Annotated in this window: 17 protein-coding genes; 9 read left to right on the top strand and 8 right to left on the bottom strand. The window is 72.8% G+C overall.

The features are described from left to right. Window positions 1–103: 103 nt before the first annotated feature. On the top strand, window positions 104–1,006 hold the full coding sequence (locus tag ACIPSJ_RS44420) for an aminoglycoside phosphotransferase family protein (RefSeq protein WP_401354770.1): 903 nt from the start codon (window positions 104–106) through the stop codon (window positions 1,004–1,006). Between the two features lie 167 nt (window positions 1,007–1,173). Here ACIPSJ_RS44420 and argG read toward each other — a convergent pair whose 3' ends face one another. Beyond that, on the bottom strand, window positions 1,174–2,622 hold the full coding sequence (gene argG, locus ACIPSJ_RS44415) for an argininosuccinate synthase (protein WP_355714516.1): 1,449 nt from the start codon (window positions 2,620–2,622) through the stop codon (window positions 1,174–1,176). Between the two features lie 64 nt (window positions 2,623–2,686). Then, entirely contained in the window at window positions 2,687–3,784 is a 1,098-nt protein-coding gene (locus tag ACIPSJ_RS44410; protein ID WP_401354767.1) for an FAD-dependent monooxygenase, read from the bottom strand. A 103-nt stretch (window positions 3,785–3,887) separates the two neighbouring features. Between ACIPSJ_RS44410 and ACIPSJ_RS44405 the strand changes: the two genes are divergently transcribed. From ACIPSJ_RS44405 to ACIPSJ_RS44395, 3 genes are all read left to right on the top strand, one after another. Beyond that, window positions 3,888–4,790, top strand: coding sequence for a LysR family transcriptional regulator (locus ACIPSJ_RS44405; RefSeq protein ID WP_401354765.1), 903 nt, complete (start codon window positions 3,888–3,890; stop codon window positions 4,788–4,790). Beyond that, window positions 4,787–5,296: a hypothetical protein gene (locus ACIPSJ_RS44400; protein ID WP_401354762.1), complete on the top strand. Its 510-nt coding sequence runs from the start codon at window positions 4,787–4,789 to the stop codon at window positions 5,294–5,296. The genes ACIPSJ_RS44405 and ACIPSJ_RS44400 overlap by 4 nt, the downstream gene beginning before the upstream one ends. Before the next feature lie 109 nt (window positions 5,297–5,405). Then, window positions 5,406–6,035, top strand: coding sequence for a PadR family transcriptional regulator (locus tag ACIPSJ_RS44395; RefSeq protein ID WP_355714513.1), 630 nt, complete (start codon window positions 5,406–5,408; stop codon window positions 6,033–6,035). A gap of 65 nt (window positions 6,036–6,100) precedes the next feature. Here ACIPSJ_RS44395 and ACIPSJ_RS44390 read toward each other — a convergent pair whose 3' ends face one another. Both ACIPSJ_RS44390 and ACIPSJ_RS44385 read right to left on the bottom strand, forming a co-directional pair. Then, window positions 6,101–6,529: an SRPBCC family protein gene (locus ACIPSJ_RS44390; protein ID WP_355714510.1), complete on the bottom strand. Its 429-nt coding sequence runs from the start codon at window positions 6,527–6,529 to the stop codon at window positions 6,101–6,103. Window positions 6,530–6,654: 125 nt separating this feature from the next. Next, a complete protein-coding gene (locus ACIPSJ_RS44385) occupies window positions 6,655–6,849 on the bottom strand; it encodes a hypothetical protein (RefSeq protein WP_355714508.1) in 195 nt (64 codons plus the stop codon). A gap of 199 nt (window positions 6,850–7,048) precedes the next feature. Here ACIPSJ_RS44385 and ACIPSJ_RS44380 point away from each other — a divergent pair, with 199 nt between their 5' ends. Continuing rightward, window positions 7,049–7,639, top strand: coding sequence for a Clp protease N-terminal domain-containing protein (locus ACIPSJ_RS44380; RefSeq protein WP_359216746.1), 591 nt, complete (start codon window positions 7,049–7,051; stop codon window positions 7,637–7,639). A gap of 46 nt (window positions 7,640–7,685) precedes the next feature. Continuing rightward, on the top strand, window positions 7,686–8,660 hold the full coding sequence (locus tag ACIPSJ_RS44375) for an EamA family transporter (protein ID WP_359216749.1): 975 nt from the start codon (window positions 7,686–7,688) through the stop codon (window positions 8,658–8,660). A gap of 25 nt (window positions 8,661–8,685) precedes the next feature. On the opposite strand, the gene ACIPSJ_RS44370 is transcribed toward ACIPSJ_RS44375, so the two are convergent. After that, complete coding sequence (locus ACIPSJ_RS44370) at window positions 8,686–9,378, bottom strand: pyridoxamine 5'-phosphate oxidase family protein (RefSeq protein ID WP_359216752.1); 693 nt, start codon at window positions 9,376–9,378, stop codon at window positions 8,686–8,688. Between the two features lie 36 nt (window positions 9,379–9,414). On the opposite strand from ACIPSJ_RS44370, the gene ACIPSJ_RS44365 reads away from it, so the two are divergent. Beyond that, window positions 9,415–10,746: an aminotransferase class I/II-fold pyridoxal phosphate-dependent enzyme gene (locus ACIPSJ_RS44365; RefSeq protein ID WP_401354756.1), complete on the top strand. Its 1,332-nt coding sequence runs from the start codon at window positions 9,415–9,417 to the stop codon at window positions 10,744–10,746. Here ACIPSJ_RS44365 and ACIPSJ_RS44360 read toward each other — a convergent pair. Beyond that, window positions 10,743–11,714, bottom strand: coding sequence for a DMT family transporter (locus tag ACIPSJ_RS44360; protein ID WP_401354753.1), 972 nt, complete (start codon window positions 11,712–11,714; stop codon window positions 10,743–10,745). The two genes, ACIPSJ_RS44365 and ACIPSJ_RS44360, sit on opposite strands and share 4 nt — an antisense overlap. Window positions 11,715–11,788: 74 nt before the next feature. On the opposite strand from ACIPSJ_RS44360, the gene ACIPSJ_RS44355 reads away from it, so the two are divergent. Then, window positions 11,789–12,691 carry a LysR family transcriptional regulator gene (locus ACIPSJ_RS44355; protein ID WP_359216761.1) on the top strand — a complete coding sequence of 301 codons (903 nt, stop codon included), beginning with the start codon at window positions 11,789–11,791 and terminating at the stop codon, window positions 12,689–12,691. A gap of 6 nt (window positions 12,692–12,697) precedes the next feature. Here ACIPSJ_RS44355 and ACIPSJ_RS44350 read toward each other — a convergent pair whose 3' ends face one another. Beyond that, window positions 12,698–13,165 (bottom strand): pyridoxamine 5'-phosphate oxidase family protein, encoded by a 468-nt coding sequence (locus ACIPSJ_RS44350; protein ID WP_355714488.1) that lies wholly within the window; start codon window positions 13,163–13,165, stop codon window positions 12,698–12,700. Window positions 13,166–13,250: 85 nt separating this feature from the next. On the opposite strand from ACIPSJ_RS44350, the gene ACIPSJ_RS44345 reads away from it, so the two are divergent. Then, the gene (locus ACIPSJ_RS44345) at window positions 13,251–13,898 is read left to right on the top strand and encodes a cysteine hydrolase (RefSeq protein ID WP_401354750.1); all 648 of its coding nucleotides are present in this window, start codon (window positions 13,251–13,253) and stop codon (window positions 13,896–13,898) included. Window positions 13,899–13,901: 3 nt separating this feature from the next. Here the strand turns inward: ACIPSJ_RS44345 and ACIPSJ_RS44340 are convergent, their stop codons facing one another. After that, on the bottom strand, window positions 13,902–14,399 hold the full coding sequence (locus ACIPSJ_RS44340) for a Rieske (2Fe-2S) protein (protein ID WP_359216769.1): 498 nt from the start codon (window positions 14,397–14,399) through the stop codon (window positions 13,902–13,904). Window positions 14,400–14,526: the final 127 nt, after the last annotated feature.

Here is a 14,526-nt window from a genome sequence, read left to right as displayed (position 1 = left end):
TCCAATCCCGCAGTCCTGGCCCGATTTCCACCCCATGGGCTCAGCAGGGCCGCCCGGAAAGGCGTTTGACGCCCCACGGTCTCCACTGCTCGACTCAGCCCCCATGACCACAGGACCGATGCACCCCGACATGCATCCCGTCGACGAGGACCTCGTACGACGGCTGATCGCCGCCCAGTTCCCCCGGTGGGCCGGGCTGACGGTGGCGCGGTGGCCCTCCGGGGGCACGGTCAACGCCATGTTCCGGCTCGGCGACGACCTGGTCGTCAGGCTGCCGCTGGTGCGAAGCGGGGCGCCGGACGTGTCCACGGAGCAGGAGTGGCTGCCACGCCTGGCCCCCCACCTGCCCGTACCGATCCCCGAGGTGCTCGCCGCCGGGAAGCCGGGCGAGGGGTACCTGTGGCCGTGGTCGGTGTACCGCTGGCTGCCGGGACGGCCCGCCGAGGCGGGTGCACTGACCCATCCCGTGGGCCTGGCCGAAGACCTGGCCGCGTTCGTGACGGCGATGCGGAGCATCACCCTGCCGACGGCGCCGCCCGCCTACCGGGGCGGACCGCTCGCCTCCCTCGACGCGGCGACCCGGGCGGCGATCGGCCAACTCCGCGCCCTCCCCGCCGAGAACGTCGACTGCGACGCCGCCATCGCCGTATGGGAGCAGGCGCTACGGGCCCCGGCCTCGCAGGAACCCCCGGTATGGCTGCACGCCGACCTCATGCCGGGCAACATCCTCCTCGACGCCGACGGCAGACTGGCCGCCGTGATCGACTTCGGCTGCGCGGGCACCGGCGACCCGGCCTGCGACCTGTTCCCGGCCTGGAACCTCCTCCCGCCGCCCGCCAGGAAAGTCTTCCGCGAGACCTTGTCCCCGGACGACCCGACCTGGACCCGCGCCCAAGGCCGCACCCTCTCCCAGGCCCTCATCGCCCTCCCCTACTACCGCACCACCAACCCCGCCATGGCCCACAACGCCCGCCACACCATCACCACCGCACTCACCACTTCCTGACCACGGCAGCGCGCCCTTCCAGGGGCGCGGGGAACTGCGCGAAACCGCACAGCGGCGCCGCACCGGCCATCCAGTCGCCCGCCCCCACGGCGCTCTCGCCCAACCACCACTCCCGGGCAACGAAAAGGGCCGACCCGGTATCGAGTCGGCCCCTTACAACTGCCCGGTCAGTCCGTGCCCAGCTCCATCGCGGCCCGGTCCAGCAGCTCGTCGTCGTCCGGCGCAGCCTCCCCGCGGGACGCGATCGCCTCGGCGCCGCCCTCCGGCATGGTGCCGATCAGACCGGTCGCCGCCGCCTGCGCCGCACCGATCGCCGGGTTGGCGGAGCCGATCAGCCCCAGCCCGGCGTACTGCTCCAGCTTCGCGCGGGAGTCGGCGATGTCCAGGTTCCGCATGGTGAGCTGGCCGATCCGGTCCACCGGACCGAACGCCGCGTCCTCGGTCCGCTCCATCGACAGCTTGTCGGGGTGGTAGCTGAACGCAGGACCCGTCGTGTCGAGGATCGAGTAGTCCTCGCCGCGCCGCAGGCGGAGCGTCACCTCGCCGGTGACCGCCGCGCCGACCCACCGCTGCAGCGACTCCCGGATCATCAGCGCCTGCGGGTCCAGCCACCGGCCCTCGTACATCAGGCGCCCGAGCCGCCGGCCCTCGTTGTGGTACTGCGCGACCGTGTCCTCGTTGTGGATCGCGTTGACCAGCCGCTCGTAGGCCGCGTGCAGCAGCGCCATGCCCGGCGCCTCGTAGATGCCCCGGCTCTTCGCCTCGATGATCCGGTTCTCGATCTGGTCCGACATGCCGAGCCCGTGCCGGCCGCCGATCGCGTTGGCCTCCATGACCAGTTCGACGGCGGACTCGAACTCCTTGCCGTTGACGGTCACCGGCCGGCCCTGGTCGAAGCCGATCGTGACGTCCTCGGGCAGGATCTCGACCTCGGGGTCCCAGAACCGCACGCCCATGATCGGGTCGACGGTCTCGATGCCGTTGTCCAGGTGCTCCAGGGTCTTCGCCTCGTGCGTGGCGCCCCAGATGTTGGCGTCCGTGGAGTACGCCTTCTCGGTGCTGTCCCGGTACGGCAGCCCGTGGGCCACCAGCCACTCGGACATCTCCTTGCGGCCGCCGAGCTCGGTCACGAAGTCCGCGTCCAGCCAGGGCTTGTAGATCCGCAGGTGCGGGTTGGCGAGCAGCCCGTACCGGTAGAACCGCTCGATGTCGTTGCCCTTGAAGGTCGACCCGTCGCCCCAGATCTGGACGTCGTCCTCCAGCATCGCCCGGACGAGCAGCGTGCCGGTGACGGCACGGCCGAGCGGGGTGGTGTTGAAGTACGACCGACCGCCCGATCGGATGTGGAACGCACCGCAGGTGAGCGCGGCGAGGCCCTCCTCGACCAGCGCGGCCCGGCAGTCGACCAGGCGCGCGATCTCGGCACCGTAGGTGTGCGCGCGGCCGGGCACCGAGGCGATGTCGGGCTCGTCGTACTGGCCGATGTCGGCGGTGTAGGTGCACGGGACGGCGCCCTTGTCGCGCATCCACGCGACGGCGACCGAGGTGTCGAGCCCGCCGGAGAAGGCGATGCCGACGCGCTCGCCGGCGGGAAGGGAGGTGAGGACCTTGGACATAGGAAGATTATGCATGAGACCGCATGGTCATGCAACGTCCCTGCTGGAACCGCCTCGGTCCGGCTCAGGTGGCGGGCGCGGTCGTGAGCATCCAGTGGCTGAAGGCCGCGTACCGCTCCGCGAACTCCTCCGCGTCGACGGCCCGCTCGACGGCGTCCGCGTGCGCCCGGACCTCCTCGAAGCGGGCGCCGCGCGCGGCCTCGTACCGCGCGAGCGCCTTCGCGGTGTCCGGCTCGTCCGCCAGCAGCGCGCGCAGCACGCCCGCGTCCTCGATGCCGAGGGTGCCGCCCGCCGAGATGTGCGGGGACAGGCCGTGCGCCGCGTCCCCGATCAGCGCGACCCGCTCGCTCGTCCAGCGTTCCGGCGGCGGGACGAACATGATCTGGTTCTCCAGGATGGCCTCCTCGGGGGTCTCCGCGATCATCCGCAGCAGGTCGTCGTGCCAGCCGGCCTCGGCCAGGTTCCGTGCCCGCCGCAGCGCCCGGTCCCGCTTGCTGCCGGTGAGCGGACCCGTCTCGAACTGGTTGACCATCCACATGGTCTGTCCGTCCGACACGCGCGCGTAGCCGCCCCGGGTCCGGTCCGCGCCCACCGTGAGCACCGTGCCCTCGGGCCGCTCGGCCCCGGCGGGCACCAGCGCCCGCCAGGCGTAGTGCCCTGCGTGCGGCACGGCGTCGCTGCCCGGCGCGAGCTGGGCACGCACCCGGGAGTACACGCCGTCCGCGCCGATCAACAGGTCCGCGCGCAGTTCCGAGCCGTCCGCGAGGTGTACGACGACCTCCGGTCCGTCCTCGGTGTAGCCGGTCGCGTGGGCGTCCAGCCGGATCCGGTCCCGGCCGACGGCGTCGGCGAGCAGTCCGTTCAGGGCGGGGCGGGGGACGAGCAGGAACCGGTGGTCGCCCGCGTCGAAACCGGCGGCGCGTATCCGGCGGCCGGCGGCGTCGTGGAACCAGGTGTCGATCTCGCGACCCAGGGCGCGGACCGCCGCGCCGACGCCGATCCGGTCGAACTCGCGCAGGGCGTTGGGCCACAGCCCGATCCCCGCTCCGGCGGCCCGCACCTGCGGGGCCCGCTCCAGCACGGTGACCTCGTGTCCGGTCAGCCCGAGAGACGCGGCGGTGGTGAGCCCGACGAGGCCGCCTCCGACGATCACTGTACGCATCGCTGACTCCCCTCGATTCCGGCGCCGTGTGGCGCCGATACCCAGTGAAGGGGCCGGGTCGCATAACTTCAAATGCATGCTTCGGATGAATAGCATTACTCCCATGCATCTGGATCTGAACCTCCTGATCGCCCTGGACGCCCTGCTCGAAGAGCGCGGCGTCGGCGCCGCCGCGGACCGGCTGCGTCTGTCGCAGCCCGCCATGAGCCGTACCCTCGGCCGGATCAGGAAGGCGACGGGCGACGAGATCCTGGTGCGCTCCGGCCGGACGATGCTGCCCACGCCGTACGCCGAGCAGATCCGTGACGAGGTCCACCAGCTCGTCACCCGCGCCCAGGTCGTCCTCTCGCCGACGGCCGAGGTGGACCCGGCCACGCTGGAGCGCACCTTCACCCTCCAGTGCAACGACGTCGTCGCCGACGCCCTCCTCCCGGCACTGGCCGACGCGCTCGCCACCGCCGCCCCCGGCGTCTGCCTGCGGGTGCTCGGCGAGGCGGACACCACCGTCGACGGACTCCGCCGCGGGGCCGTCGACCTCCAGATCACCGACGAGACCCCGCCGCATGCCGACACCCGCTCGACGACCCCGCTCACCGACACGCTGGCCGTCATCGGCCGCCGCGACCTGCCCCACTCCCCGTCCACCTGGGCCGGGTTCGCGGCCCTGCCCCAGGTCGTGGTCTCCCGCCGGGGCCGCACCCGCGACCGTATCGACGACCTGCTGGCCGCCCATGACCTGCGCAGACGCGTCGTGCTCACCGTGCCCACGCTGGCCCTGGCGCTGCGGACCCTGGTGGACCGCGACCTCGTCACCGTCGCCCCCGCGCTGCTCGGCGGTCAGGCGCTCCCGGCCCCGCTGCGCGCCTACCCGCTGCCCGGCGACACCCCGGCCGTCCCCGCCGTCCTGGCCTGGCACGCCCGCCACGACCGTGACGCCGCTCATCGCTGGCTGCGCACGCTGATCGCGGACACCCTGACCGCGATCGGCCCCGGGGTGCGCCCGTGACCGATCGCGCGGAGCGCCCCCTGCTGTTCCTGGACGTCGACGGCACACTGCTGCCTTACGCGGGAGCGCGGCTCCCGACGACCCCGCAGGGGTGGGCGGACTGGCAACTGGCGTCCAATCCCCAGCTGGCGCGCATCGACCGCGGCCACGGTCCTCGGCTGCTCGCGCTGCCCTGCGTGCTGGTGTGGGCCACCGCATGGATGGCGGACGCCAACACGGTGATAGCTCCGCTGCTCGGTCTGCCGGTGCTGCCGGTGGCGGATCTGCCCCCGGCGCCGGACGAGTATCCGGCCGGCACGCTGAACTGCAAGACCCGGGCCCTCGTCCGGACGGCCGCGGGCCGCCCGTTCGTCTGGGTCGACGACTCGATCACCGACCTGGACCGGGCGTGGGTCTCGGCGCACCACCGGGGCGGCCCGGTCCTGCTGCACCGCGTCGACCCCATGACCGGCCTCACGGCCGCGGACCTCGCGGCCGTCGGCGACTGGTTGCGGGCCGCGGGCTAGCCGCCTCACCGGGCTCTTTCGAGGGGCTTGCCATCCGAACACTTCCGATATATCGTTGAGGCATCGCGAACGATACGCGACAGATCAACGATGGAATGGAGTGGTTGTCATGCGTTCCCACGGATTCGAGCGTGGACATGGTCAGGACCGCCCGCACGGCCGGGGCGGTTTCGGAGGACGTGACGGTCGCCGTGCGGCGTTCGGGCCCTTCGGTCCGGGCGGGCCCGGTTTCGGTCCCGGGGGACCCGGTTTCGGACCGGGGCCCTGGGGGCCGCGAGGGCGCGGCGGTCCGAGGGGAAGGGCGCGGCGCGGTGATGTACGGGCCTCGATCCTGGCCCTGCTGAAGGACCGCCCGATGCACGGTTACGAGATGATCCAGGAGATCGCCGAGCGCAGCGGCGGCGCGTGGAAGCCGAGCCCCGGCTCGGTCTACCCCACCCTGCAGCTGCTGGAGGACGAGGGCCTGATCACCAGCGAGAGCGAGGGCGGCAAGAAGCTGTTCTCCCTCACCGACAGCGGCCGCACGGCCGCCGACGAGGGCCCGGACGCCCCCTGGGAAGAGGCTTCCCGCGGTGTCGACTTCGAGGCCCTGAACGAGATCCGCCAGGCCGGCTTCGGTCTGATGGAGGCCTTCGGCCAGGTCTGGAAGACCGGCAGCAAGGAGCAGCGCGAGAAGGCGCTGACCGTCATCAACGAGGCCCGCAAGAAGCTGTACCTCATCCTCGCCGACGAGGACTGAGCCACGGCGCACAGGGCGCCCTCCGGATTGCTCCGGGGGGCGCTTTTCCGTGCGCGGGGGCGGCCTCAGGCCACCAGTCCGCCCAGCTTGCGCAGCGACTCGTTGAGGGCCGCCGTCGCCGAGTCCTTGAGCTTGCCCGCCATCAGCGACACGGCCGCGCCCGTGAACTCGCCGTCGATCCGCACCCCGGTCGCGTCCCCTTCCGGGGTCAGGGTGTAGCGCGTCGCGACGGTCACCGCCATCGGGCCCTTGCCGCGGATCGCCAGCACCCGGGCCGGCTCCAGTTCCTCGATGGTCCACTCGACCTCGGCCGGGAACCCCATCAGCTTCATGTTCTCCTGGAAGGTCCCGCCCACCGCCAGCGTCTCGGGGCCGCCCTTGGGGAAACTGGTGTGGGTCGCGTTCCACTCGCCGTACGCCGACCAGTCGGTGAGCTGTGCCCACACCTTCTCGGCCGGTGCCTGGATGCGTGTCTCCGCGCTGACTTCGGCCATCGGGCCACCCCTTCGTGTCGGGCTACGGTGTCGCGGAACGTAGCCCCGGGGCCTCGAACATTCAATACTGATGAACCGTCAGGAAATGTGCGGGTCCGGCCCCGGGCCGCGCCGGGTCCGGGTTCTCAGCCCACGCGCCGTATCTCCGCCGCGTCGAACAGGTCCCACGCACGCGGAAGCGCGCTCTCGTCATGGCAGTGCCACGCCTCCCAGAACAGGTCCGCGAGCAGCGCGTCCTCCGGGGCGTACACCCGGTACACGTACTGTCTGCCGTCGACCGCCGGCAGGGCGACCAGCCAGCAACCGCACGCGCTCTCCACATCGGTAAGGGACGTAGGACCGGTGCGCGACGGTTGCGCGAGGGGCGCACGGCAAGGCGGCGCGCGCCCCAAGTGGCACCTCGGCCTGATCTCATCCGTAAGGAGGAGATTTGGGCCGTCGCCGTCCACTCTGCGTGGGACGCGAAAATGCTTCCCCCCGCCGATGACTCAGGCCGCTGGGGTTGATGAGGTGGGGGATGTGCAACCCCGTATTCCCCGCCAGCCGGCTCAGGACCAGGGCAGTATCCACGCGGACGACGATGCCGGGCTCGGTGCCGAGCTGGCAGCGGTGGTGGCGGGTGCCCGCCGCCGGGCCGTGCGGGACGGGGACCGTCAGGTCGACACCGCCCATCTGCTGCACTCCCTGATCGAGTACGACCCCGAGGTCCGGGACGTCATCGGCGACGCCCCGCAACTCGCCCGCCTGCTCGGCTACCTCGTGCAGCGCAGCATCGGCTACGGGCTGCGCTGGCAGAGCGGGGTCGAGGACTCCGGCGCGCTGCCGGCCGTCCCGCACGCCGCGGGCAGGGCCGACGGCGCCTGGTCGCCGGTGGCCGCGGCCGCCCTGGAGTACGCCCGCTGCCGCGCCCGGCACCGCGGCGACGGCCCCGCTGACGGCATCGACCTGCTGGCGGGACTGGTCGTCGACCCGGAGTCGCGGGCCGTGGAGGTGCTGGAGCGGGCCGGCGTGGCCGCCCGTGCCCTCGCCGTGCGGATCGACGGTGACGGCGGAAGCCGGGACGCCGGAATCCGGGACGGCGGGGCGGAGCGTCGCTGGTCCAGCCGCTGAGACAGGTGCCATAGGGGGTGACGCTCATGTCGCCCCCTGTCATCATGTGCCGGTGCACATCACTGACAGCAGCCATGGCAAGGGCCTCGGGCTCTCCCTCGCCCTCGGATCGGCGCTCGCCTTCGGGGGCTCCGGCGTCGCCGCCAAGCCCCTCATCGAGGCCGGACTCACGCCGCTGCAGGTGGTGTGGCTGCGGGTGGCGGGTGCCGCGCTGGTGATGCTGCCGCTGGCGGTCCGCCATCGGGACCTGCCGCGCCGCCGGCCCGCGCTGCTCGCCGGGTTCGGGCTGCTCGCCGTCGCGGGCGTCCAGGCCTGCTACTTCGCCGCGATATCCCGCATACCGGTGGGGGTGGCGCTGCTCGTGGAGTACCTCGCCCCGGCGCTGGTGCTCGGCTGGGTCCGCTTCGTGCAGCGACGGCCGGTCACCCGCGCGGCCGCGCTCGGTGTGGTCCTCGCGGCCGGCGGCCTCGCGTGTGTCGTGGAGGTGTGGTCGGGGCTGCGCTTCGACACGCTGGGACTGCTGCTGGCGCTGGGGGCCGCGTGCTGCCAGGTGGGGTACTTCGTGCTGTCGGACCACGGCGGCGGCGAGGAGACCGATCCCCTGGGGGTGATCGCGTACGGGCTGCTGGTCGGCGCGGGGCTGCTGACCGTGGTGGCCCGGCCGTGGGAGCTGGACTGGTCGGTGCTGGGCGGCTCCGCGCGCATGAACGGGACGACGGTGCCGGCGGTGGCGCTGCTGGGCTGGATCGTGCTGGTCGCGACGGTCGTCGCCTACATCACCGGGGTGGTGTCGGTACGGCGGCTGTCCCCGCAGGTGGCGGGGGTCGTGGCCTGCCTTGAGGCGGTGGTGGCCACGGTGCTGGCCTGGGTGCTGCTGGGGGAGCACCTGTCGGCGCCGCAGGTGGTGGGCGGGGCGGTGGTGCTGGTCGGCGCGTTCATCGCGCAGTCGTCGGCACCCGCCAAGGGCTCTGCCGAGCCCTTGGCACGGAGTGAGGGTGTCGTACGGGAGCCGGCCGTCTGAGCGTGGTCGGCCGCCGTGACTCCGGTCAGGCGCCGCTCTTCAGGTACGACGGGACCGCGATGTCCGCCGCCACGTCGTCGTTCGTGATCGGGGCGTCGTAGCCCTTCCGCAGCGGGACCACGCCGGCCCAGTAGGGGAGATCCATGTCCTCGGGCTCGTCGTTGGCGCCGCCGGTGCGGGTCTTGGCGGAGACCTCGTTCAGGTCCAGTCGGATCACCGCGGTCGCGGCCAGCTCCTTCTTGTTGGCCGGGCGGGAGTCGGCGGAGCGCCCCGGCACCACGTGGTCGACCAGGGCGTCCAGCGCGAGGCGCTTCTCCTCGGGGTCGGTGACCTGGTGGGCGACGCCGTGCACCACGGCCGAGCGGTAGTTGATCGAGTGGTGGAAGGCGGAGCGGGCCAGCACCAGGCCGTCGACATGGGTGACCGTCACGCACACCGGGAGCCCCGGGTCGGCCTGCCCGGTCATCCGCAGGGGCCGCGAACCCGTCGAGCCGTGCACGTACAGCACCTCGCCGACCCGGGCGAACAGCGTCGGCAGCACCACCGGCGCGCCGTCGCGGACGAAGCCGAGGTGGCAGACGTAGGCCTCGTCGAGGATCGAGTGCACCGCTTCCCTGTCGTACGACGCCCGTTCGGCGGAGCGGGTGGGGACGGTGCGGTCGGTCCTGGGGTAGGCGGCGGGCTGGGCCGGGACGGTGCCCTGGACGGCGGTCTCCATTTGGCATCTCCATTGCACTAGTGCATAATCTGCTTTGTGCTAGGAGAATATCCGATCGAAGGGCGTGGCGCAGCAGAGATTGCGGCCAGCGTCGAGCGCGCGGTGGGTTCCGGGGAGCTGGAGCCGGGGCAACTGCTTCCGCCCATGCGGGAGTTGGCGACCCGGCTCGGGGTGAATCCCAATACGGTCGCGGCCGCCTACCGCACCCTGCGCGAGCGCGGGGTGATCGAGACCGCCGGCCGCCGGGGCAGTCGTATCCGGCCCAAACCGGCCACCACCGGGCGGGACCAGAGCCGGATCGACGTCCCCGCCGGGGTGCGCGACCTGTCCTCGGGCAACCCCGATCCCGCGCTGCTCCCGTCCCTCGCACCGGCCCTCGCGGCCGTGGCGGCCGAGGGCGACCGGGCGCCGGTCCTCTACGGCGCCGACCCCGTCGAGCCGGAGCTGGAGCGCATCTCGCGTGCCGAGTTCACCGCCGACGGCGTGCCCGAGGGGCCGTTCACCGTCACCTCCGGCTCCCTGGACGCCGTCGAACGCGTGCTGCTGGCGCACCTCAAGCCAGGCGACCCGGTGGCCGTCGAGGACCCCGGCTGGGGCCGCACCCTCGATCTCGTCCCGGCGCTGGGGCTGCGCACCGTCCCGGTGGCCGTCGACGACGAGGGACCGCGCCCCGACGGCCTGCGCCGGGCGCTGGAGTCCGGGGCGCGCGCCCTCATTGTCACGGCCCGGGCGCACAACCCCACCGGCGCCGCGGTGAGCGCCGCACGCGCGCGTGCCCTCCGTGCCGTCCTGCGCGAGCACCCGCACACCGTGCTGATCGAGGACGACCACGGCCACGGCATCGTCGACCTCCCCCTGCACCCCCTGGTGGGCGGCACCCACCACTGGGCCTTCGTCCGCTCGGTCGCCAAGGCCTACGGCCCCGACCTGCGACTGGCCGCCCTGACGGGTGACGCGACCACGGTCGACCGGGTCAGCGGCCGGCAGCGCCTGGGGCCGGGCTGGGTGAGCCGTCTGTTGCAGCGCACCGTGGTGCGGCTATGGACGGACGGCGCCGTGGACGGGCCGGCGGTGGCGGCGGCCTACCGGAGTCGCCGCGACCTCCTGATCGACGCGCTGGCGGACCACGGTGTCGAGGCCCACGGCCGCAGCGGCATGAACGTCTGGGTGCCGGTCCCGGACGAGACGAGTGTGGTGTCCCGTCTGCTGCACGAGGGCTGGGCGGTGGCCCCCGGCGCGCGCTACCGGCTGGCGACCCCGCCGGGCATCCGCGTCACGGTCTCGACGCTCACCCCCGAGGAGGCCGGTCCGCTGGCGGCCGCGGTGGCGGCGGCGGTGGTCCCGGCGCGCGGGCGGGTCCAGGCCTAGGCGGGGCCGGCCTTCCGGGGCCGCACCTGGGTGAGCGCGGCACCGGCCAGCACCACGACCGCGCCCACCGGGGTGCTCCACCGCAGCGACTCGCCGAGCACCGCGACCCCCGCCGCCGTGGCGATGACCGGAATGAAGTAAGTGACCATCTGCGCGGTGGTCGGCCCCACCTCCGCCACCAGGCCGTACTGGATCAGCACCGCGAGTCCCGTGCCCAGGGCGCCCAGTGCGGCGACCGCCAGCAGCGGGACCCAGGACACCTGCCCGGGGAACGAAGTGAACAGCGGTGTGACGACGGCCAGTTGCACTGTCGCCAGCAGCAACTGCGCCCCGGTCATGGAGAGATGCGACTCGCCCGTGCCCGCCAGCGTCCGCCGGACGTAGATCCAGCCGATCGGATAGCTGAGCGACGCCAGCAGTGCCAGCACCGTCCCGGTGGCATCGAGGCCGTGGAACCCCTCCCAGGCGCCCAGCACCGTCAGCACCCCGAGGAAGCCCAGGCCGAGCCCGGCGAAGCGGACCCGGGTCGGCCGGTCCTCCGACAGGGCGACCAGGGACAGCGCCATTCCCCACAGCGGCGAGGTCGCGTTGCAGATCCCGGCCAGTGTGGACGGGATGGTCAGCTCCGCGTAGGCGAAGAGGGAGAACGGCAGCGCGTTGAGCAGGAACGCGGCGACCGCCAGCCGGCCCCAGACGCGGGCCCCGCGCGGCAGCCGCTCCCGCTTCACCGCCATCGCCGCCGCCAGTACCGCCGTACCGAACACCAGCCTGCCCAGGGTGACCTGGAACGGCGCGTACCCCTGGGTCCCGACCTTGATCAACAGGAAGCTGAAGCCCCAGATCAGCGACAGGGCGCCGAAGCGGAGCCGCCAGTCCAGGCGCGGGCGGGAGCGGTCGGTGCCGGGGGCCGACCGACCGGTGGCGGCGGCGGTGGTGCCCGTGGTGGTGGCCGTGGTGACGGTGCTCATGCCCTCCACCCTGCGGGAGCCGACGGCGTAGCACAATCGAGATTTTCCACCCGGTACCTCTTAGAATCACTTACATGTTGAACCTGGAGCGCCTGCGCACCCTCGACGCCCTCGCCCGGCACGGCTCGGTCAGCGGGGCCGCCGAGGCCCTGCATGTCACGACGTCGGCGGTCTCCCAGCAGATGGGCAAGCTGGAACGCGAGGTGGACCAGCAGCTCCTCGCCAAGAACGGCCGCGGGGTGCGGCTCACCGACGCGGGACGGCTGCTCGCCGAGCACGCGGCCCGGATCCTCTCCCAGGTGGAGCTGGCCCAGTCCGACCTGGAGGCGCACCGGGGCCAGGTCGTCGGCGAACTCAGACTCTCCGCGTTCCCGACGGCCGCCCGCGGCCTGTTCCCGACCGCGCTGGCCGATCTGCGGGGCCGGCACCCGGCGCTGCGCGTCCGCTCCACCGAGCTGGAACCGGAGCGGGGCATCGCCGGAGTCGTCCGCGGCGACCTCGATCTCGCCGTCGTCCTCGACTGGTACAACAAGCCGATGCCGCTGCCCGACGGGCTGGTCAAGGCGCCCCTGCTCGACGACCCCGCCGACGTGGCGCTGCCGGCCGGGCACCGGCTCGCCGACCGGGACGAGGTGGACCTGGGCGAGTTCGCCGACGACGAGTGGATCACCTGGGGCGAGGGCGAGTTCTGCCACGAATGGCTGATGTTCACCCTGCGCTCGCGCGGGATTGAGCCGATCGTCGGACACCGCGCGGCCGAGACGCACACCCAGCTCAACCTGGTCGCCACCGGTCTCGGGGTCTGCATCGCCCCGCTGCTGGGCCGCCACCCGGTGCCCGAGGGCGTGGTCATGGTGCCCCTGAAGCAGCGGGTGCGCCGCCATGTGTACGTCGTCTGGCGGGCCGACGCCGACCGCCGCCCCTCGATCCGGGCGGCGGTGCAGGCCCTGCGCGGCGCGGCCGGGACGATCGCCTGAACCTGTCTACGCCCCGCCCAGCTTGCGGAAGTCCCAGGACGCGGTCTTCGTCGGGGTCAGCCGCGCCCAGGCGTGCCGGCCGTCGTGCGGCATCTCGTCCAGGCCGAAGTTCTTGCGGGCGAACAGCGTCTCCACGTAGTCGAGTTCGGCGACCAGTTCGCCGGTGCGCGGGACCTCGCCCACGAACTCGACGGACCCGCGCAGCTCGACCCCGCGCAGACTGTCGTACTCCTCACCGGAGTCGACCACGACCGCCACCCGCGGATCACGAGTGAGGTCCTTCCAGCGCTGGCTGCGCACCACCGAGTACAGCCACAGCGATGTGCCGTCCCAGGCGAACCACAGGGCGCTGACGTGCGGCGCGCCGGACGCCGATACGGTCGCGACCCGGCAGGTGCGCTGTGTGGTCAGGAACTCGTCCAGCTCACCGGGCGTCATCATGATCTTCCGGCCCCGGCGCTGAGTGACGGTCATGCGGCCCCCCTCTTCTTCTCTTCTTCCGTTCCCGCGCGATGGCGGTTAGTGTCGCCCGCCCCGCACCAAGGCGGAAGGGGGCGTCATGCCGTCGTCGTACGAACGGCTCGCGGAGCTCGTCGATCCCGCGAGCACCGTCCTGCTCACCGTCGAGTGCCAGCAGGGTGTGCTGGGCCCGGACAGCGCACTGCCCGAACTCGCCCACGAGGCGCGGGCGTCGGGCGCTCTCAACAACATCGCCCGGCTTGTCGCCGCCGCGCACGACACCGGTGTCCAGGTGATCCACGCGATCGCCGAACGCCGTCCCGACGGCCGCGGCGCGAACCACAACGCCCGGCTCTTCCGCGCCGCCGAACGGCTGCCCGTCCAGCAGCTGTCCGGCACCGCGGCGGTGCGGGTGGCGCCCCCCATCGAGGTCGCGGAGGAGGACCTCGTCGTACGACGGCTGCACGGCCTGTCGCCCCTCCAGGGCACCGACGTCGACCCGCTGCTGCGCAACCTCGGCTGCCGCACCCTGGTCGTGACCGGTGTCTCGGCGAACGTGGCGATCCCCAATGCCGTGTTCGACGCGGTGAACCGGGGCTACACGGCCGTCGTCCCGGCCGACGCCATCGCGGGAGTGCCCTCCGAGTACACCCCCGCGATGGTCCGCAACACCCTCGCGTTGGTCGCCACGGTCGCGACCACGGACGAGGTGCTCGGCTGCCTCAAGCGCCCGCGCCGGCGGACCTGAGTGTCAGGCCAGCGTGATCTGGTCGCCGGAGACGGTGATGTTCGCGGCCGTCAGACCCGTGGTGGCGGGGCCCTTCTTCACGCTGCCGTCCTCGATGGAGAACTGGCTGCCGTGACACGGGCAGACGATCGCGCCGTTGGCCACGCTGGTCACCGGGCAGCCGGCGTGCGGGCACTTCGTCGCGAACGCCTTGTAGGTGCCAGCCGTCGGCTGGGTGACCACCACGGCCTGGTCCTTGTAGATCGTGCCGCCGCCCTCGGGGATGTCCGTGGTCTTGGCGAGCGCGGTACCGCCGGCCGCGGCGGTCGAGCCGCCCGAGCCGTTGCTGTCCTGGGTGGTGGAGCCGGCGCCGGTGGTCGCCGCGCCGTTCGTGGTGCTCGACGAGTCGTCGTCCGACGACCCGCAGGCGGTCAGCGCGGCGGCGAGCCCCGCCGCTCCGGCCGCCGCCATGACGGTGCGGCGGGCCGGGCCGGTTGAGGGGTTGAGCGATGCGCTGGTCATGAGGGGTTCCCTTCCGCGGAGCTACTCGTTGATCCGTCCAGGGGTACGGCCTTCGGGCACCACCTGTTCAGACGGCATCCAGATAGTCATCACCCCGACATGAGGCTCCGATGAATCAGCGCTGTCG

Origin of the sequence: Streptomyces sp. NPDC090088 (assembly GCF_044747345.1) — a bacterium.
Lineage (GTDB): Bacteria > Actinomycetota > Actinomycetes > Streptomycetales > Streptomycetaceae > Streptomyces.
Note: the sequence above shows the minus strand (reverse complement) of the source record. Positions and strands in the feature narration are given on the sequence as shown.